Here is a 19030-nt window from a genome sequence, read left to right on the forward strand (position 1 = left end):
CGGGCCAGGGGTGAGGTACGGCGCACGCCCAGAATGCTATGGCCTAAGCCGTCCGCATTGGACGGGCGAGGCTCGCCGCGCCCCGGACCGGGGGAGCCGTGAGGTCGACCGGCTTGGCGGAGACCAGGGAGAACAGATGCAGAGCGCGCAGCCGGAGGGCCGTCCGGCGCTCCCCCGTGGCGGTGTGAACGATCTCGTCGGGGTCGAGGTGGTCGATCAGGCGCTGGTCCACGAGAACGGTCAGATCGTCGGGCAGCAGGATCGGGCAGACCAGACCGTCCGCGTAGTCGGTGGCCGAGTTGACCGTGAAAGCCGACGCGGGGCGTGCCTGAGGGGCGCGGAGCAGGGCGCTGACGGCGGCCGCTTTCGGCGGGCTGTTCACGGCGCTCACCACGGCCACGGGCTCCCTGCCGCCCCGCACCGGCACCTCGAAGACCGAAACGCACACGCAGGTCTCAGGTGCGGCGCCCAGAACGTCCGGCAAGTCGTCCGAGCACGTCAACGGGCGAGGAAGACGTACGATCTCATGGTGGATCTGGTGGGCGAGGAGCCAGCGGTGAATCGCGAGAGCGTTCTTCATCTCGTGTGCTCCTTGCGTCGTCCAGCGCCCCCGAACCGACCGTAGCCTGGTGATCGCTAGGTGTGTATCTCCCCTAGGTGACACCAGACGCATCGGGGGAGAACCTGTTCCGTGACCGAAGGACCTACCCAGCCTTGTCCGTTTCAAATCTGAGCGACAGCCAGCAGCGCGCCGTCAACGACCTGTTCCGTCGGATCGCTCCCGTGGCCGACGAGCTCGGCGAGCTGTTCGCGGCCCGCGGGCACGAGCTGGCCCTCGTCGGGGGCTCCGTGCGCGACGTCTTCCTCGGCCGCATCGGGAACGATCTCGACCTCACCACGGACGCCGCCCCCGAGCGCGTGCTGGAGATCGTCAAGGACTGGGCGGACGCCATCTGGACGATCGGGATCGACTTCGGCACGGTCGGCGTCCGCAAGGCCGGCTGGCTGCTGGAGATCACCACCTACCGCAGCGAGTCGTACGACCCCGCGTCGCGCAAGCCCGAGGTGGCGTACGGCGACACGCTGGAGGGCGACCTCGCCCGCCGCGACTTCGCGGTCAACGCGATGGCGGTGCGCCTGCCCGGGCACGAGTTCGTCGACCCGTACGGCGGGCTTCCCGACCTCGCCGCGAAGGTGCTGCGGACTCCGGGGACGCCCGAGCAGTCGTTCGACGACGACCCGCTCCGGATGCTCCGCGCGGCCAGGTTCGCCTCGCAGCTCGGGTTCACGGTCGCCCCGGAGGCGATCGCGGCGATGAGGGCGATGGCCGGGCGCATCGAGATCGTGTCCGCCGAGCGGATCCGCGAGGAGCTGGACAAGCTGATCGGGGGCGCGTGGCCGCGCCAGGGGCTGACGATGCTCGTGGACACCGGGCTGGCGGCCCACGTGCTCCCCGAGCTGCCCAAGCTGCGGCTGGAGATCGACGAGCACCACCGGCACAAGGACGTCTACGAGCACACGCTGATCGTCCTTGAGCAGGCGATCGCGCTGGAGACCTCCGGCCCGGACCGGGTGCTCCGCTGGGCCGCGCTGCTGCACGACATCGGCAAGCCGAAGACCCGCCGCAACGAGCCGGGGGGCCGGGTCTCGTTCCACCACCACGAGGTGGTCGGGGCGCAGATGGCCAAGAAGCGGATGGCCGAGCTCAAGTTCCCCAAGGACGTCGTGTCCGACGTGTCCCGGCTGGTCGAGCTGCACCTGCGGTTCCACGGCTACGGGACCGGGGAGTGGACGGACAGCGCCGTCCGGCGATACGTCCGGGATGGCGGGCATCTGCTGGAGCGGCTGCACAAGCTCACCCGGGCCGACTGCACGACCCGGAACAAGCGGAAGGCGGCCGCCCTCTCCCAGACGTACGACCAGCTGGAGGAGCGCATCGCCCGGCTGGCCGAGGAGGAGGAGCTGGCCAAGATCCGCCCGGAGCTGGACGGCAACGAGATCCAGGAGATCCTCGGCATCCCTCCGGGCCCGATGATCGGCCAGGCGTACAAGCACATGCTGGAGATCCGCATGGACGAGGGCCTGATCGGCAAGGAGGCCGCCAAAGAGGCCCTGCTGAAGTGGTCCCGCACCCAAAACCTCGCGTGATCATGCAGAGATTCCTGATCATGCTGCCTGAGCTGCGCCTTCACGAGCCGTGATCATGCGCGGGCTCCCGGTAATGGCTCCCGAGCTGCGCATTTGCGTTGCGTGATCATGCGCGACGTCTAAGGTGCATGATCACGCCACAAGAAATCGCAGGTAAGAGCTGCGGTCTGGGAATCCGTGCATGATCACGATCGGGGAAGGGCCTGATGAGCCGCCATGAGGGGGAAGCTGTGCATGATCACGACATGATCACGCGCAGGCTTTGGCGTGATCAGCTCATAGGGTGGGGTTGTGGAGGCTGAGGAGATCCTGCGGCTGGATCGCGAGCACGTCTGGCACCCCTACACGGCGGTGTCCTCCGGTGCTCCCGTCCATGCCGTCCGCCGCGCCGAAGGGGTGCGGCTGACGCTCGCCGACGGCCGTGAGCTCGTGGACGGCATGTCCTCGTGGTGGGCGGCCATCCACGGCTACAACCACCCCCGGCTCAACCAGGCGATCCGCGACCAGCTCGACGCCATGGCCCACGTCATGTTCGGCGGCCTCACCCACGAGCCGGCCGTACGGCTGTCGCGGACGCTCGCCGAGATGACCGGGCTCGGCCGGGTCTTCCTCGCGGACTCCGGCTCCGTGGCCGTCGAGGTCGCGATCAAGATGGCCGTCCAGTACGGCGTCGCCACGGGCCGGGGATCGAAGCTGCTCACCGTGCGGGGCGGCTACCACGGCGACACGTTCGGCGCGATGTCCGTCTGCGACCCGGTCAACGGCATGCACCACCTGTTCTCCGGGGTGCTCCCGAAGCACGTCTTCGCGCCGCTTCCCCCCGCCTGGCACGGCTCTGAGGCGGCTCACGACGCCGGTTACCTCGATGAGCTGGACGCCCTCGTCACGGCCCACGCGCATGAGCTGGCGGCGATCATCGTGGAGCCGGTGGTCCAGGGGGCGGGGGGAATGCGCTTCTACCACCCCATCTACCTCCGGCGGCTGCGGGAGCTGGCCGACGAGCACGGCATCCTGCTGATCGCCGACGAGATCGCCACCGGCTTCGGCCGCACGGGCGAGATGTTCGGGTGCGACCACGCGGGGATCCGGCCCGACATCATGTGCGTCGGCAAGGCCCTGACCGGCGGATACATGACGCTGGCGGCAACCCTGTGCACCGATGAGGTCGCCGAGGCGATCGGCGTCCTGATGCACGGGCCGACCTACATGGGCAACCCGCTCGCGACCGCCGTGGCAGGCGCCTCGCTGCGGCTGCTGTCCGATCGTCCCTGGCGGGACGAGGTCAAGCGGATCGAGGCCGGGCTGCTCGACGGCCTGGCGGATGCCGCGCGTATGCCCGGGGTGAAGGACGTCCGCGTGCTCGGCGCCATCGGCGTGATCGAGACCGACGAGCCAGTAGATGTCCCGAAAATTCAGGACATCGTGATGGGGCGGGGCGTCTGGCTCCGGCCCTTCGGCCGCCTGATCTACGCCATGCCGCCCTACGCCTGCGAGCCCGGCGACATCGAGAGGATCACCGACGCCATGACGGCCGCCGCGGCTGCCCTCTAGGGAGTGTCAGACACGACCTGAGCACCCCAGCGCTCAGTCCGTCGCGACGGCGGGCTGCCTGGCGGCCGTGGGGACGACGAGCCGGTAGATCAGAGCGCCCAGCAGGTAGCCCGCCGCGATCACGCCGAGCGCCAGGTAGGACCTGCCGTTCGGCGGCAGCAGCACCGCCGCCAGCACCGCCCCGAGCACCGTCATGCCGTTGAAGAGCATGTCGTAGAGGGAGAACACCCGCCCGAGGTAGGCGTCCTCGACGTCGCGCTGCACGACCGTGTCCGCGCAGATCTTGACGCTCTGACCGGCCACGCCGAGCACGAACCCGGCGATCATGAAGGCCCACGGATGGAAGGTCGCGCAGAGGGCGAACTCCAGCACCCCGCACGCGGCCAGCATCGCGGGGATCCAGTTTTCGATCCGGAACCGCTCGGTGGCCCACGGTGTGATCAGCGCCGCCACGAAGTAGCCCGCGCCCGATGTGGCCAGGACCAGCGCGATCCCCTTCAGCGCCGCCTCGGTGTCGGTGGTGAAGTAGTAGCGGTAGAGCATCACCACGGCCGCCACCGACGTTCCGTACAGCAGGCGGTGGGTCGCCATGCCGCCCAGGGCCGCGGCCGCCGACCGCTGGTGCGCGATGTGCCTGGCCCCGTCGGCCAGGCCACTCAGCACGTGCCGTACGGCCTCGCGCGCCTGGGGAAGCGCCGGATCGTACGCCGGGCCGAGCAACGACCGCTCCATCGTCCTCGCGACCAGCGGGGTCAGCCCGAAGACCAGCCCCGAGCAGAGCAGCAGCAGCGCCGTCCCACCCGTGCCGGCTCCGAAGAGCTCACGCAGCAGGAAGCCCACGCCCGCGCCGACGAACGTCAAGACCGTGCCCGACGTTGGCGTGACGGCGTTGGCGACCATCAGCCGGTCGGTGGGCACGACATGGGGCAGCGACGCCCCGAGGGCCGCCAGGAAGAACCGGTTCACGCCGAGGACGGCCAGCGCGACCGCGTAGAAGATCCCGTCCGACGCTCCGGCGGCCACGAGACCGGCCGCCAGAAGCAGCAGCGTCCCCCGTACGATCGGGGCTGTGACGAGGATCTGCCGCCGGGACCAGCGGTCGATGAAGACCCCGGCGAAAGGCCCGAGAACGCTGTACGGCAGGAACAGCACGGCCATGCCGGCGGCGATCTCCGCGGCGGTGGTCTGCTTCTCCGGGTTGAAGAAGGCGTAGCCGGCGACCGCGAACTGGAAGATCCCGTCTGAGAACTGCGAGACCAGGCGGGTGGCGAACAGCCGCCGGAAGTTCCGGCCTTCGAGGACCACACGCAGATCGGAGACGAAGGACACGGCGACAGCCTACGCGGCTCGATCATCGGTGAACATCGGGAATCACCCTGGGACACCCCTGAGCACGCGCGTCTGCCTTCCGTAACGCACATGATCAGTTACTCTCGGATAGGTGACCTCTGACGAACATGTCGTTCTGGTCGACGGCGAGGGAAACCCGATCGGCACCGCTCCCAAGTCCACGGTGCACGGCATGGAGACGCCGCTGCATCTGGCGTTCTCCAGCTACGTCTTCGACGAGGACGCCCGCCTGCTGCTCTCGCAGCGCGCGGGGCACAAGCTCACGTGGCCGGGGGAGTGGACCAACAGCTGCTGCGGGCACCCGCTGCCCGGTGAGCCCATGACCTCGGCGGTGACCCGGCGGCTGTCCTTCGAGCTCGGGCTGCGCGTCGACTCCGTCGACCTGGTGCTGCCGCGCTTCTCCTATCAGGCCGTCATGGACAACGGCGTCATGGAGCACGAGCTGTGCCCCGTCTACCGGGTGGTCGTCTCGGGCGACGCCGCGCCGAACGCCGACGAGGTGGACGCGGTCCGGTGGATCCCGTGGAAGCAGTTCGCCGACCTGGTGCTGGCCGGGGAGATGGGGATCTCCCCGTGGGCCCGCCTGCAGGTGCCGCTGCTCGTCGCGCTGGGCCCGGATCCGCTCGCCTGGCCGGTGGCCGACCCGGCCGACCTGCCGCCCGCGGCACGATAGGGCCGAAGCACACCTGAACAGCCGAGTGCCCCGGCTCAGCGGTGAGCCGGGGCACCATATGTTCACGCCGCGCGTGCGGCGGTGACAGACGATCTAGCGCTCGACCTCGCCGCGGATGAACTTCTCGACGGCCTCACGGGCGGCGTCGTCGGAGTACTGCTCCGGCGGCGACTTCATGAAGTAGGACGACGGCGACAGCAGCGGCCCGCCGATGCCCCGGTCGAGGGCGATCTTGGCGGCGCGGACGGCGTCGATGATGATGCCGGCGGAGTTGGGCGAGTCCCAGACCTCCAGCTTGTACTCCAGGTTGAGCGGGGTGTCGCCGAAGGACCTGCCCTCCAGGCGCACGTAGGCCCACTTGCGGTCGTCGAGCCACGGCACGTGGTCGGACGGGCCGATGTGCACGTCGGCCTTGGCCATCTCGTGCGGGATCTGGGACGTCACCGACTGCGTCTTGGAGATCTTCTTGGACTGCAGGCGCTTGCGCTCCAGCATGTTCATGAAGTCCATGTTGCCGCCGAAGTTGAGCTGGTAGGTGCGCAGCAACTCCACGCCGCGGTCCTCGAACAGCTTGGCCAGCACACGGTGGGTGATGGTCGCGCCGACCTGCGACTTGATGTCGTCGCCGACGATCGGGACGCCCGCCTCGGTGAACTTGGCGGCCCATTCGGGGTCGGACGCGATGAAGACCGGCAGGGCGTTGACGAAGGCGACCCGGGCGTCGATGGCGCACTGGGCGTAGAACCGGTCGGCCTCCTCCGACCCCACCGGGAGGTAGGAGACGAGGACGTCGACCCGCGCGTCCTTGAGCGCCTGGACGACGTCGACCGGCTGCTCGTCGGACTCCTCGATGATCTCGCGGTAGTACTCGCCCAGGCCGTCGAACGTCGGCCCGCGCTGGACGGTGACACCGAGCGGCGGCACGTCACAGATCTTGATCGTGTTGTTCTCCGAGGCCACGATGGCCTCCGAGAGGTCGCGGCCGACCTTCTTGGCGTCCACGTCGAAAGCGGCCACGAACTCCACGTCGCCGACGTGGTAGTCGCCGAACCGGACGTGCATCAGGCCCGGCACTCGGCTGCCCGGATCTGCGTCCTTGTAGTAGTGGACGCCCTGCACCAGCGACGCGGCGCAGTTACCCACACCGACGATGGCTACGCGCACCGAACCCATCGCACCCGCTCCTTTACCTATCCGCCTCGGGCGTCTCAGCCCTCTGAGTTCTTTCCTGTACGGCTTGCGCGGCGTCCGGGCCGGTAGCGCCCGGTTCCTCATCCGCCTGGCGCGGAGTCGTGGTGCTCCGCCGTTCGGAGTCGATCAGTTCGTTCAGCCAGCGGACCTCACGCTCTACCGACTCGAGCCCGTGGCGCTGGAGTTCGAGGGTGTAGCTGTCCAGCCGTTCCCGCGTGCGGGCGAGAGCCGTACGGACACCTTCGAGGCGCTCCTCCAGGCGGCTGCGGCGGCCTTCGAGGATGCGCAGCCGCACCTCCGCCTCCGTATGGCGGAAGAAGGCGAAGTGGATGCCGAAGCTCTCGTCCTCCCAGGCGGACGGACCAGCCTGCGTCAGAAGCTCCTGCAGCCGCTCCTTGCCGTCCGCGGTCAGCTTGTACACGATCTTCGACCGGCGGCCGATGACCGTGTCCTGTGGAGGCTCCTCCTCAACGATGAGGCCGTCGTTCAGTAGCCCCCTGAGGCAGGGGTACAGCGAGCCATAGGAGAACGCGCGGAACATCCCGAGCAGGGTGTTGAGCCGTTTGCGCAGCTCGTAACCGTGCAGAGGCGTCTCGTGCAGTGATCCCAGGACGGCGAGCTCCAGCACACCTCCACGAGAGCCCGTCACTGGAACCACCTCCTGTGTCTGACCGATGTATCGACCCGATACATCTGCAGGATACGTCTGGCTGTCATGTCGCGCAACGTGTCAACCGTTGGGCAAGAATTGGCAAACAGTCGTAATCTGGCCACATGTGGTCACAGCGGGCGGTCGTGGACTACGGCCTCGCCAAGCGGGCGGCGATCCAGTCGATCCGCTCCGGCCACATGACGGCACGGGATGTCTGCGACGCTCACCCCTATCTGCTGCGTGCGGCCCGATTCCACGGCGAGCCGACCGAGCGCAACTGCCCCATCTGTGAGCGCCGGAACGTGACCAACGTCACATACGTGTACGGGGACGAATTAGGACGGTTCGCCGGCCGGGTGAAAGCCACGGCCGACCTCGCCGAGATGGCTCGGGAATACGGCGAATTCAGGGTCTACGTGGTGGAGGTCTGCCAAGGTTGTTCCTGGAACCACCTGGCGGTCTCGTTCGTCCTCGGCACAGGCAATGGCACAGGCACAGGCACAGGCGATCCCCCGGGCTCCTCCGTTTAGGGCGGCTTTCTGCTCCAGGAGGTACGCTCACCGGCCTGCCGACCGATGTCGACGACACCCCCGATCACTTAACGAGGACGCGTGACTTACAGCAGCTACGGACCGGAGCCGACCGGCCGTCCCGAGGACTCCTCCTCGGGCTCCGGTGGATCAGCCCGCCCTGGGCGCCGCCGTCGCACGCCCCAGGACCCGGACGAGTACGGAGAACGCGGGGACCACCGGGACCCCGTCGCCGGTCAGCAGGCCCCCGCCGGCTGGGGCCGTCCTCCCGCCCAGCAGGGCCCACACCAGGGCATGCAACAGGGCCGCCCGTCGGGTCCGCAGCAGGGCCAGCCGTTGGGTCCCCAGCACGGCCAGCCGTTGGGTCCCCAGCACGGCCAGCCCCCGCACGCCGCCCCCGGCCCCGTACGGCAGGCCGCGCAGGATCCCCGTTCCGGACGTCAGGGCGCGTCGGACCCCCGCCGTAGGGACGCCGCCGCGTTCGAGGACACGGCCTCGATGGGCGCGGTGCCCCCGTTAGGCGGCCCCGGAGCGTCCCAGCCCGGCCCGGGACACCGTCCCGACTCCCGCCAACTCGACCCCCGGCAGCCCGACCCCCGCCAACTCGACCCCCGCCAACTCGACCCCCGCCAGACCGGCCTCGGGCACGAGTCCGGCCCGGCCCGGGATCCCCGTTACGGCGCCCGCCCCGGCGGGCCGGGAGGCCCCGGCAACCCCGGTGGCCCGGACGCCCCTCGCGGAGCCGGCGGCCCCGGTGTTCCCGGCGGCCCCGGTGTTGCTGGGCCGGGGGACCGTACGCAGGCGCTCGCGGCGCCCACGGGCGGCTTCCGCCGCGATCAGGACGTGCAGAACACCGAGGCGATGCCCTCAGGGGACCCCTCGGGTGGCCGGCGCCGCAGGCCCGAGCCGGGCCGCGGTGGCCGGGGCCGTGGCGGCCCTGGAGGACCGGGCGGACCTGGAGGACCGGGCGGGCGCGGCCCTCGTGACCCGCGCGACTTCGACGACGAGCCCCGCCGGCGAGGCTGGAAGCGCTTCATCCCAAGCTGGAAGATCGTCGTGGCCGCCGTAACCGTGCTCTTCGCCGGTATCTTCGGCATGATCGCCGTGGCCTACGCGAACACGCCGGTGCCCACGGCCACACAGGCCGATGCCCTCGCGCAGGGCAGCGTGCTCTACTACAACGACGGCAAGACCCCCATCGCCCATCTGGGCACTCCTCGCGTGATCGTGGACGATATCAAGAAGGTCCCGCTGCATGTGCAGGACGCGGTCATCGCAATCGAGAACAGGACGTTTCGCGATGACGCGGGAATTTCCATCCCGGGCATGGTCCGCTCGGTGTGGATGACGGCTACCGGTCAGCAGTTGCAGGGCGCTTCGACGATCACCCAGCAGATGGCCCGTAATTACTACGACGGCCTAAGCCAGGAAGTGTCGATCAAGCGTAAATTCAAGGAGATCTTCGTCGCGGTCAAGCTGGACAAGTCAATGTCCAAGGACGAGATCCTCAACCGCTACCTCAACACCGTCAACTTCGGTCGTGCCTACGGCATTGAGGCTGCGGCCATGGCCTACTTCCACAAGCATGTGGATCAGCTCAACGAGGCGCAGGGGGCCTACCTCGCCGCCCGCATCCAGACGCCCAGTCTGTCGGCGGACGCTCCTCAGCTTCAGAACCGGTTCAAGGACGTCGTCAACGCCATGGCGATCCTGAACCCGCAGAAGTACGGCCAGTTGCCGAGTACGGCGAAGTTCCCGAAAACCGTTCCGGAAAACAACAGCAACGTCTTCGGCGGCCTCAAGGGCTACATGGTCATCCAGGCCTACGAGGAGCTGAAAACCCGTGGCATCTTCCCTCCCCAGGTCAGGAGTGGCGGATACAAGATCATCACCACGTTCGACAAGAGGCTCATGCAGGTCGCGAAGAAGGCCGTGCTGAGCACGACCGCGAACATGTCCAAGGAGTTCCACGCGGGCCTCGCGGCGGTGGATCCCACAAATGGCCGTGTGGTGGCCTTCTACGGAGGCAGCAACTACCTCAAGGACCCCTGGAACGAGCCCTTCCAGTCGAGAAAGCAGGCGGCGTCCGCTTTCAAGCCCTACGTGCTCGCCGCCTGGCTTGAGGCGGGTCACAGCCTCAACAGCTGGGTGCCCGGCAAGAAGACGGAGCCCCTGGACCCACTGCCGGGCACCACGAAGATCACCAACGGCGAGCGCGTCCCGGCTTCGATCGACGTCACCTACGCCACCGCCCACTCGATCAACACGGCCTTCGCCTCCATGGCGTACGACTTGCCAGGCAAGCTCGACGACGTCAGGTCAATCGCCGAATCAGCGGGGATCAGTAAGCAGGCGCTGGACGATGACAAGAATGGCGTCAACGGACAGCACGGCCACGGCTACCAGTTGGCGATCGGCAGTGTCGGCGTCACGCCGGTCGAGCAGGCCGCGGGCTACTCGATCTTCGCTAACGAGGGCAAGCACGCGGACTACCACGTCATCCAGGAGGTACGGCAGGGCAAGACCGTCGTCCTCCCGGAGAAGAAGGCCCTCAGGCAGGTGATCGCTCCGGAGTCGGCGGCCGACGCGGTGACCGCGATGGAGCAGGTCCTCAAGGTCGGTACGGCCGCCGGAAGGGGCATCGGCCGCCCGGCCGCCGGTAAGACCGGCACCAACAACGACAACAAGGAAGCCTGGTTCGTCGGTTTCACCCCACAGATCTCCACGGCCGTCGGTATGTACCGAGAGGAGTGCCGGACGAAGAGTGGAAAGATCGTCCAGCCGATAGCCTCGAACTGTCCGCAGACTCCGGGCGGCAAGCCGAGCAAGAAGTACGGCCCGCAGAACCCGTACACATTGGCTTACGAGGTGTCGCTGGGCAACATTCAGGGTGCCGACGCTCCGACCACGATCTGGCGGAACTTCATGATGGAGGCGCTCGCGGGGCAGCCGGTCAAGCAGTTCCCGCCCAAGGCCGGGATCGGCACCCCTGAGAACATCGTGCCGAGCCCGACGCCGACGCCGACTCCGTCGGACATCTTCCCGACCGACTTCCCGCCCCCGGGTGGCGGCGAGGAGTGCCAGCCGGGCGACGTGTCCTGCCAGGTGGACCTCGGCGACGGCGGCAACCCCTTCGGCAACAACGGCAATGGGAACGGCAACGGGAACGGAAACGGCTCCCCGGCGTCGGCCGCCCTTCCGACACCGGTGGCGACCGGTGATCGGCGGGGAATACCCACGTCGTGATCGGGCGGGCCCAGGACGCCGGTGGAGTCGTGGGTCCGCTCGCGTCTCCGGACACCGCACGGGACGGCAGGGACACGAAAGCTTTATTGGGCCGAAGGTCGCGTACTGCCATCCATGAGTGATGCAATACCTGCCATGACGACCCGGACCACGAACGCTTCCGGCCCTTTGTCCGCGGTCGCCCAGAGGGCGGTGCCGTACCTGCCTCTCGGGCTTCTCGCGGGCCTCGGTGCCGTGCTCGCCTTCCTGTGGAAGGCGCCCTGCCGTTTCGGCGGCGTGTGGAACACCGGGGTCGGCCAGTTCACGAACTTCTGCTACACGGACATCTATCCGCTGTTCTGGGCGGAGCACCTGAACGAGGGCAAGATCCCCTACGTCGACTACCCGGTCGAGTACCCGGTCGGCATCGGCGGGATCATGGAGTTCGCCCGCCGCCTCGCGGGCGGGGACGGCGTGCGGTTCTACGACATCACGGTCATCCTGATGGGCATCTCGCTGGTCGCGGGTGTCCTGCTGATGGCCGCTCTCGCCGGGCCCACACGGCGCTGGGACGCCCTGTGGTACGCCATCGGCCCGGCGGTCATTCTCTGCGCGTACATCAACTGGGACCTGGCCGCCGGAGCCCTCGCCCTCGGTGGCCTGCTGGCATGGGCGCGGGAGCGGCAGTACCTCGCCGGAGCGCTGCTCGCGCTGGCCGTGGCCACGAAGTTCTACCCGCTGATGTTCTTCGGGGCGCTGTTCCTGCTGACCGTCCGCACGGCGAAGTGGCTGCCGTTCCTCAAGACGGCCGGCGCGGCGGTGCTGACGTGGCTGGTGGTCAACGTGCCGGTCATGCTGATCAATTTCGAGGGCTGGAAGCGGTTCTACGCCTTCAGCAGCGAGCGCGGCGCCGACTGGGGCGGCCTGTGGTACTTCTTCCAGACCAAGCAGTGGGGCTTCCTCGCCGACGCCGACTCGCTGAACACCATGGCGATGGCGGTGCTCGCCGTGCTGCTGCTGGGAGTGGCCGCGCTGGCGCTGCTGGCGCCCCAGAGGCCGCGCCTCATGCAGCTGTGCTTCCTGGCCCTCGCCGCCTTCATGATCACCAACAAGGTCTGGTCGCCGCAGTACGTGCTGTGGCTCGTGCCGTTCGCCGTGCTGGCGAGGCCGAAGTGGGGCGCGCTCGCGGCGTGGCAGATCGCCGAATGCTGGTACTTCTTCTCGATCTGGCTCTACCTCGTGAGCCGCGATCCCGAGCACGCGAACCTCGGCATCGGTGACACGGCCTACTTCCTGTCGGTGTGGGCGCGGCTGATCACGATCGTCGTCCTCATGGCGCTCGTGGTGAGAGACGTCCTCCGGCCGGAGCAGGACGCCGTACGGCAGGGCGGTGTGGACGACCAGTCGGGCGGGGTCTTCGACCAGGCGCCGGACCGCCTCGTCCTGCTCCCCGCCACCAAGTGAACCGGCCCGTACGGCGACCGGCCCCCGACGCGGGCTTTCCCCTGAGCGCCGGGTTTCCCCTGGGCGCGGGGTTTCCCCTGGGTTTATTGGCCACCTGACACCGATAGCCTTGAGGCGGGGTTTCGGAGAGCCTTCCGGAAGGCGCGAGCGGGATGCGGGGGCAGGGCCTCACGTGCGAAACAGGGTGCCGTTGCCGGCGATGCTGGTCTGGGCGCTGACGAGGGCGGCGCTCTTCCTCGCCGCGATGCAGATCATCCCCGTCGGCCACGCCGGCTCCTTCGAGAACGACGTCTCGCTCTACCGGGACTGGTCCGGCGTCCTGCTGGGCGGCCAGTTCCCCGATGGCGACGACAAATGGCAGTACCCGCCGTTCGCCGCGCTTCCCATGCTCGCCCCTCACCTGCTGCCGTGGGACTACCGGGTCAGTTTCTACGTGCTCGCCCTGCTCTGCGACCTCGGGATCTGGCTGCTGCTGTGGCGCTTCGCCGGTGAAGCCCGTGAAGCCGGTGGAGGGGGCGGGAGCCGTACGGGACTGTGGGCCTGGACCGTGGGCGCGGCGCTGCTGGGGCCTCTCCTGATCTCCCGCTATGACCTGATGGTCACGCTCGTAGCGGTCATGGCGCTGACCGCCTCGACCGATCCGGCGGTGCGCGGGTCGCTCATCGGGATCGGGCTGATCATCAAGGTGTGGCCGGTCGCGCTCCTGGTGGGCCTGAGGCGCTGGCGCGAACTGCTCACCGGCACCGCCTCCATGCTGGTCATCGCCGTGACCGGCTGCGGCGTGGCGGCCCTCGTGATGCCGCACGCGCTCGACTTCCTGACGGCCCAGCACGACCGGGGGCTGCAGGTCGAGTCGCTGGCCGCCACTCCGTTCGCGCTGGCGCGGGCCCTCGGTTGGTGGGGCGGCTTCACGAACTACCAGCACGGCGCGATGGAGCTCGTGGGAACCGGCGTGAGGACGGCTGAACGGCTGAGCCTGGTGGCCACTCCGGTGGCGCTCGGGCTGCTGGCCATCTGGTGGTTCCTCGCTGTGCCGACCGCCCGGTCGTTCTACGACGCGGCGCTCACGGCGGTGCTCTTTCTCGTGGTCACCAGCAGGGTGCTGTCGCCGCAGTATCTCGTGTGGGTGGTCGGCGTCGCGGCCGTCGTGCTGACCTTGCCGCGAACCCGCCCCGGCCCCAGCCAGCGGCCGGCCGCCTGGCTCGTCCTGGCGGCGACGCTGCTCACGGGGATCATGTACCCGTGGATCGAGGAGGACTACAGCTGGCGGGGCGACCTGCCGGGGACCCTCGTCCTGGTGGCCCGTAACCTCGTGCTTCTCGCCGCCGCGGTCGTCTCGTTCGTCCAGCTCTGGCGGAGCACCCGTCGCCGAACCGGGACGGTGGCGGCGCGTCCGGTCCGCATACCCACTTCGTGAGTGCGCGAATCCAGAGATTTATCCACAGGCTGTGGACGACCGCCCCCCCCAAACCCGCCGTGATCATGCACAGGTTCCCGTGGCCGCGTGCTCAGCTGCGCCCCCGTCCGTCGTGATCATGCACGGGTTCGCGGAGTGACACGCTGAACTGCGCGTACGTACTTCGTGATCATGCACTCCGCGGGTGCGGGGCCGTACGGCTGTAGCTAAAGGTTCTTCCGCAGGAACGCGATGTCGTCGGCCTGCCCCTCGAACGGGGTCTCCACCACGATCGGGGCCCCGGCCGCCCGGCAGACGGCCAAGATCAGCTCCGGGTCGATCTGGCCGGCGCCCAGGTTGGCGTGGCGGTCGGCGCCCGAGTCGAAGGCGTCCCGCGAGTCGTTGCAGTGGACGAGGTCGATCCGGCCGGTGATGGCCATCACCCGGTCCACGACGCCGAGGAGCTCCTCGCCGCCCGCGTGGAAGTGGCAGGTGTCGAGGCAGAATCCGATGACCGACGCGTCCGGCGAGCCCGCCGTGACCGCGTCCCAGAGACGAGCGATCCGGTCCAGCCTGCGCGCCATCGCGTTGCCGCCGCCCGCCGTGTTCTCGATCAGCACGGGGATCGGGCACTCCATGCGCTCGAACACCTTGCGCCAGTTGTCGAACCCGGCCTGCGGGTCGTCGCCGGCGTTGACGTGCCCGCCGTGCACGATCAGGCCCTTGGCCCCGAGTGACGCGGCGCCCTTCAGATGGCTCTCCAGCAGTTTGCGGCTGGGGATGCGGATCCGGTTGTTTCCGGTCGCGACGTTGATGACGTAGGGCGCGTGGACGTAGACGTCCACGTCCGAGGCGCGCAGGGCGTCGGCCGACGCGGGGATGACCGGGCCCTTCCACCCCTGCGGGTCGCCCAGGAAGAACTGCACGACATCGGCGTCGCGCGTCGCGGCGTGGGCGAGCGGGTCGTCCTGGTCGACGTGGGCCCCGATGCGCTGGGGTCGCTGCGGTGATGTCACTTCTTCCCCGTCCCTCCGGGCGTTGGCCATGTCTCCAGGCTGCCCAGGCGAAAGGCGAACTGTAGGCGTCTTCCAAGAGCGTTTCAAGAGGGCACGGCCGGGCAGTCGCTGTGTCGCACGCCCTGTGACCCGCGCGCCGATGATACAAGGAGACGAGCATGAGATATCGGCTGGGCAGCTTCCTGTTACTCATCTACATCCTGGTCGGACTGTACGTGGCCTGGGTGCACCACTACCTGACGCCGACCCTCCTCAAGCAGATCGCGCAGGCCCTGCTGGCGATCTTCCTCTGGTTCCTCGTCCTCCTGGGCGTGGACCTGCACATCGGAGGCTGACGCTTCCAAGACGTCCTCAGACGTCCTCAGAGGTCCCAGAGCCCGACCGTCCCCGGCCCCAGGACGCGCCCTGCAAGACGTTGTTCACGAGACGATGGCGAGGACCCCCGGTGTCTTCCACGAGGGTCCTCCCGGCTCTGTCCGGGTCCTGTCGGGGGCCCGCCCGTCAGGGCCTCGGGACGAAGCCCCCGTGCGCGATCCCCAGTGCCACGCCGACGAACGACGCCACGACGCCCACGATGATGAGGCTGCGCTGTGCCGTGGTGGACGAGACGTACTGCGCGTAGAGACCGCCGCAGAACCCGATCGCGCCCACCCACGACGCGATCACATGCGCCCTGACGACGAATCCCGTCACGAAAGCCACGAGTCCGAAGACCAGGGTGCAGACCACCAGGGCGTTCTCCGCCGGATGCCGTCTGCCGTCGGTGTTCAGGGTGAAGTGGAAATGTCCGCCCTTCGCGGAGCCGGTCCCGTCTCCCGCGGAGTCAGTGGCGTGCCGCATCGCGGTCACCCCCTCTCTTCCTCCCAGTTTGCCGCGCGTGGCCTCGCACAACCAGGTGCCTGATAGCCTTATTCGGCTGCGTCTGGTATGGGCCGGGGCGCAATCCGCCCGGGTCCGTTCGCAGTGTCCTCCTGTCACGGCAAGGCGTCGTGACCGCAAGAGTCCAGAGGAGGTTGGATTCCGCATGCGTCGTTACGAGATGATGGTCATCCTCGACCCGTCCCTCGATGAGCGCACCGTGCAGCCCTCGCTCGACCAGTTCCTCAGCGTCGTCCGCAATGACGGCGGCACCGTGGAGAAGGTCGACGTCTGGGGACGCCGCCGGCTGTCCTACGACATCGCCAAGAAGTCCGAGGGCATCTACGCCGTCGTCGACCTGAGCGCCGAGCCCGCCACCGTCAAGGAGCTGGACCGTCAGCTCAACCTGAACGAGGGCATTCTCCGCACCAAGGTCATCCGCCCCGAGCTTCACTGACGGTGCGGCGAACCCCGGCCAATTGTCGGGCGGTAGCCGTACTCTGAGCCCTTAACGGCTTAGCTGACGGGATAGGAAGGCGAAAGCGACCGATGGCAGCAGGCGACACCACGATCACCATCGTCGGCAACCTAGTCGACGATCCGGAGCTGCGCTTCACCCCGACGGGGCAAGCCGTGGCCCGATTCCGCATCGCGTCCACTCCGCGGTATCTGGACAAGCAGACCAACGAGTGGAAGGACGGCGAAGGCCTGTTCCTGACCTGCAACGTGTGGCGGCAGGCGGCGGAGAACGTCGCCGAGAGCCTGCAGCGCGGCATGCGGGTCATCGTGCAGGGACGGCTGCGCCAACGGTCGTATGAGACCAAGGAAGGCGAGAAGCGCACGGTCTACGAGGTCGAGGTCGACGAGGTCGGCCCCTCGCTGCGCAACGCCACCGCCAAGGTGAACAAGACCGCCCGCCAGGGTGGCGCCGGTGGTTTCGGCGGCGGCCCGGCCAACGACCCCTGGGCGAGCGCCGCCCCTGCTCCGCAGGGTGGCGGCTATGGCCAGGGTGGCGGTGGCTTCGGCGGCGGTGGCGGCCAGGGCGGCGGCGGCTTCGGCGGCGGCGACTTCAGCGACGAACCGCCCTTCTAGTCACACCTGTCTCGTCACATCACCACAAGTAATCCGAGCGACCATTCCCGCATCATGCGGGGCTCTGAAAGGAGCACCACGATGGCGAAGCCGGCACTGCGCAAGCCGAAGAAGAAGGTTTGCCTGTTCTGCCACGACAAGATCTCCTACGTCGACTACAAGGACACGGCGCTGCTGCGGAAGTTCATCTCCGACCGCGGCAAGATCCGTGCCCGCCGGGTCACGGGCAACTGCACCCAGCACCAGCGCGACGTGGCCACCGCTATCAAGAACGCTCGTGAGATGGCCCTGCTGCCGTACACGAGCACCGCGCGCTAAGGAAAGGAGTCTCAGGACATGAAGCTCATTCTCACCACTGAGGTCTCCGGCCTCGGCGCTCCCGGCGACATCGTCGAGGTGAAGGACGGCTACGGCCGCAACTACCTCATCCCGCGCGGCTTCGCGATCCGCTGGACGCGCGGCGCCGAGTCCCAGATCGCCTCGATCAAGAAGGCGCGTGACGCCCGCGAGATCCGCGACCTGGGCACCGCCAAGGAGGTCGCCGGCCAGCTCGGCGCTCTCAAGGTCAAGCTGAAGACCCGCGCCGGCGAGTCCGGCCGCCTGTTCGGCTCCGTGACCACGGGCGACATCGCCGAGGCCGTCAAGGCCGCCGGTGGCCCGCAGCTCGACCGCCGCCGCATCGAGATCGGCAACGCGATCAAGAGCCTCGGCACCCACAAGGTCAGCGTCAAGCTGCACCCGGAGGTCGCGGCGACCGTCGACGTCGAGGTCATCGCCGGCTGACCCCGGTGAAAGCCGTCAAGGGCCCCTTCCCGCTGCGGGAGGGGCCCTTGCTCGTCTCCGGCCTCACGGAGGTGGATATTCTCCCCAGGTAAAGGCGGAATACGGGCAACGCTATTATCTTCCCAATCCATTTTTGCGGATTCCGTCGAAGATGCCCCTCTTGGAGGCTGGAATGCCCCGTCCGTCGCTGCTACTGGCCTCCGGTGCCCTCACGCTGGCCGTCGCCGCGTGCGCGCCGGCCTCCGACACGTCCACGTCCGCGAGCCCGGCCGGTACGGCAAGCGGGGCCGCCTCCGCCACCTGCGCCAAGGACCAGCTCAAGCTGGCGACGCCGGGCAAGCTGACGATCGGCACGGACAAGCCCGCCTACGAGCCGTGGTTCAAGAACGACGACCCGTCCAACGGCCAGGGCTTCGAGAGCGCGGTGGCCTACGCGGTCGCGCAGCAGATGGGATTCACGAAGGACGAGGTCACCTGGGCCGTCGTGCCGTTCGACTCGTCGTTCGCCCCCGGTCCCAAGCAGTTCGACTTCGACATCAACCAGACCTCCGTCACGCCCGAGCGCCAGAAGGCGGTCGACTTCAGCGACGGGTACTACACGGTCAAGCAGGGCGTGGTCGCCCTTGAGGGCTCGAAGTACGCCAAGGTCTCCGGCCTGGCCCAGCTCAAGGACGCCAAGATCGGAGTGCAGGCCGGCACCACCGCCCTGCAGGCCGTACAGCAGGTCATCCAGCCGAGCAACGACCCCAGCGTCTTCAACCAGCAGATCGACGCGGTCAACGCGCTGAAGAACAAGCAGATCGACGCCATCGTGGTCGACCTTCCGACCGCGTTCTACGTCACCGCCGCCCAGATCAAGGGCTCCACGATCGTCGGCCAGTTCGCGGCGAACTCCGGCACCCCGGAGGAGTTCGGCCTGCTGTTCCAGAAGGGCAACGCGCTGGTCACCTGCGTCAACAAGGCCGTGGGCGAGCTCAAGTCGTCCGGCGAGCTGGCCAAGATCGAGAGCCAGTGGCTGACGGCCGCCGCCGGCGCCCCCGAGCTGAAGTGACGGGCTGAAGTGACCGAAGGGGAGACCGCCGCGGCCCGACGGCCGGGCAG

20 protein-coding genes are annotated in these 19030 nt (G+C 68.4%); 13 read left to right on the forward strand and 7 right to left on the reverse strand.

Going from position 1 to position 19030, the window contains the following annotated elements; translation table 11 throughout:
* Positions 1–43: 43 nt before the first annotated feature.
* The gene (locus N5079_RS31250; protein WP_261587773.1) at positions 44–580 is read right to left on the reverse strand and encodes an aminoacyl-tRNA deacylase; all 537 of its coding nucleotides are present in this window, start codon (positions 578–580) and stop codon (positions 44–46) included.
* A 134-nt stretch (positions 581–714) separates the two neighbouring features.
* Between N5079_RS31250 and N5079_RS31255 the strand changes: the two genes are divergently transcribed.
* Positions 715–2148, forward strand: a complete 1434-nt coding sequence (locus N5079_RS31255; RefSeq protein WP_261587774.1) for a CCA tRNA nucleotidyltransferase — start codon at positions 715–717, stop codon at positions 2146–2148.
* A 291-nt stretch (positions 2149–2439) separates the two neighbouring features.
* On the forward strand, positions 2440–3699 hold the full coding sequence (locus tag N5079_RS31260; protein WP_261587775.1) for an adenosylmethionine--8-amino-7-oxononanoate transaminase: 1260 nt from the start codon (positions 2440–2442) through the stop codon (positions 3697–3699).
* Positions 3700–3732: 33 nt separating this feature from the next.
* Here N5079_RS31260 and N5079_RS31265 read toward each other — a convergent pair whose 3' ends face one another.
* Positions 3733–5028, reverse strand: coding sequence for an MFS transporter (locus N5079_RS31265; RefSeq protein WP_261587776.1), 1296 nt, complete (start codon positions 5026–5028; stop codon positions 3733–3735).
* Positions 5029–5140: 112 nt separating this feature from the next.
* Here N5079_RS31265 and idi point away from each other — a divergent pair, with 112 nt between their 5' ends.
* On the forward strand, positions 5141–5722 hold the full coding sequence (gene idi / locus N5079_RS31270) for an isopentenyl-diphosphate Delta-isomerase (protein WP_261587777.1): 582 nt from the start codon (positions 5141–5143) through the stop codon (positions 5720–5722).
* Positions 5723–5815: 93 nt separating this feature from the next.
* Here idi and N5079_RS31275 read toward each other — a convergent pair whose 3' ends face one another.
* Both N5079_RS31275 and N5079_RS31280 read right to left on the reverse strand, forming a co-directional pair.
* Entirely contained in the window at positions 5816–6895 is a 1080-nt protein-coding gene (locus tag N5079_RS31275; RefSeq protein ID WP_261587778.1) for an inositol-3-phosphate synthase, read from the reverse strand.
* 13 nt (positions 6896–6908) lie between these two features.
* Complete coding sequence (locus N5079_RS31280; protein WP_261587779.1) at positions 6909–7562, reverse strand: PadR family transcriptional regulator; 654 nt, start codon at positions 7560–7562, stop codon at positions 6909–6911.
* A gap of 125 nt (positions 7563–7687) precedes the next feature.
* Between N5079_RS31280 and N5079_RS31285 the strand changes: the two genes are divergently transcribed.
* Entirely contained in the window at positions 7688–8095 is a 408-nt protein-coding gene (locus N5079_RS31285; protein ID WP_261587780.1) for a DUF5318 domain-containing protein, read from the forward strand.
* Between the two features lie 150 nt (positions 8096–8245).
* Here N5079_RS31285 and N5079_RS31290 read toward each other — a convergent pair whose 3' ends face one another.
* On the reverse strand, positions 8246–8470 hold the full coding sequence (locus N5079_RS31290; RefSeq protein ID WP_261587781.1) for a hypothetical protein: 225 nt from the start codon (positions 8468–8470) through the stop codon (positions 8246–8248).
* Between N5079_RS31290 and N5079_RS31295 the strand changes: the two genes are divergently transcribed.
* From N5079_RS31295 to N5079_RS31305, 3 genes are all read left to right on the forward strand, one after another.
* Positions 8456–11341: a transglycosylase domain-containing protein gene (locus tag N5079_RS31295; protein WP_261587782.1), complete on the forward strand. Its 2886-nt coding sequence runs from the start codon at positions 8456–8458 to the stop codon at positions 11339–11341. The genes N5079_RS31290 and N5079_RS31295 overlap by 15 nt on opposite strands.
* A gap of 135 nt (positions 11342–11476) precedes the next feature.
* Positions 11477–12784, forward strand: a complete 1308-nt coding sequence (locus N5079_RS31300; RefSeq protein WP_261587783.1) for a glycosyltransferase family 87 protein — start codon at positions 11477–11479, stop codon at positions 12782–12784.
* A gap of 172 nt (positions 12785–12956) precedes the next feature.
* Positions 12957–14201 carry a glycosyltransferase family 87 protein gene (locus N5079_RS31305; RefSeq protein WP_261587784.1) on the forward strand — a complete coding sequence of 415 codons (1245 nt, stop codon included), beginning with the start codon at positions 12957–12959 and terminating at the stop codon, positions 14199–14201.
* Between the two features lie 206 nt (positions 14202–14407).
* Here N5079_RS31305 and N5079_RS31310 read toward each other — a convergent pair whose 3' ends face one another.
* Complete coding sequence (locus N5079_RS31310) at positions 14408–15226, reverse strand: deoxyribonuclease IV (protein WP_261587785.1); 819 nt, start codon at positions 15224–15226, stop codon at positions 14408–14410.
* 128 nt (positions 15227–15354) lie between these two features.
* On the opposite strand from N5079_RS31310, the gene N5079_RS31315 reads away from it, so the two are divergent.
* On the forward strand, positions 15355–15531 hold the full coding sequence (locus N5079_RS31315; protein WP_261587786.1) for a hypothetical protein: 177 nt from the start codon (positions 15355–15357) through the stop codon (positions 15529–15531).
* A gap of 166 nt (positions 15532–15697) precedes the next feature.
* On the opposite strand, the gene N5079_RS31320 is transcribed toward N5079_RS31315, so the two are convergent.
* The gene (locus N5079_RS31320) at positions 15698–16036 is read right to left on the reverse strand and encodes a hypothetical protein (protein ID WP_261587787.1); all 339 of its coding nucleotides are present in this window, start codon (positions 16034–16036) and stop codon (positions 15698–15700) included.
* 184 nt (positions 16037–16220) lie between these two features.
* Between N5079_RS31320 and rpsF the strand changes: the two genes are divergently transcribed.
* The 5 genes from rpsF to N5079_RS31345 all read left to right on the forward strand — a co-directional run bounded on the left by rpsF (position 16221) and on the right by N5079_RS31345 (position 18980).
* Complete coding sequence (rpsF, locus tag N5079_RS31325) at positions 16221–16511, forward strand: 30S ribosomal protein S6 (protein WP_261587788.1); 291 nt, start codon at positions 16221–16223, stop codon at positions 16509–16511.
* Positions 16512–16603: 92 nt separating this feature from the next.
* The gene (locus N5079_RS31330; RefSeq protein ID WP_261587789.1) at positions 16604–17146 is read left to right on the forward strand and encodes a single-stranded DNA-binding protein; all 543 of its coding nucleotides are present in this window, start codon (positions 16604–16606) and stop codon (positions 17144–17146) included.
* A gap of 81 nt (positions 17147–17227) precedes the next feature.
* Positions 17228–17464: a 30S ribosomal protein S18 gene (gene rpsR, locus N5079_RS31335; RefSeq protein WP_061256131.1), complete on the forward strand. Its 237-nt coding sequence runs from the start codon at positions 17228–17230 to the stop codon at positions 17462–17464.
* An 18-nt stretch (positions 17465–17482) separates the two neighbouring features.
* On the forward strand, positions 17483–17929 hold the full coding sequence (gene rplI, locus N5079_RS31340) for a 50S ribosomal protein L9 (protein WP_261587790.1): 447 nt from the start codon (positions 17483–17485) through the stop codon (positions 17927–17929).
* A 172-nt stretch (positions 17930–18101) separates the two neighbouring features.
* Entirely contained in the window at positions 18102–18980 is an 879-nt protein-coding gene (locus tag N5079_RS31345; protein ID WP_261587791.1) for an ABC transporter substrate-binding protein, read from the forward strand.
* Positions 18981–19030: the final 50 nt, after the last annotated feature.

The organism is Planotetraspora sp. A-T 1434, from assembly GCF_025420585.1.
In the GTDB taxonomy this organism is placed as follows: Bacteria; Actinomycetota; Actinomycetes; order Streptosporangiales; family Streptosporangiaceae; genus JAOEGB01.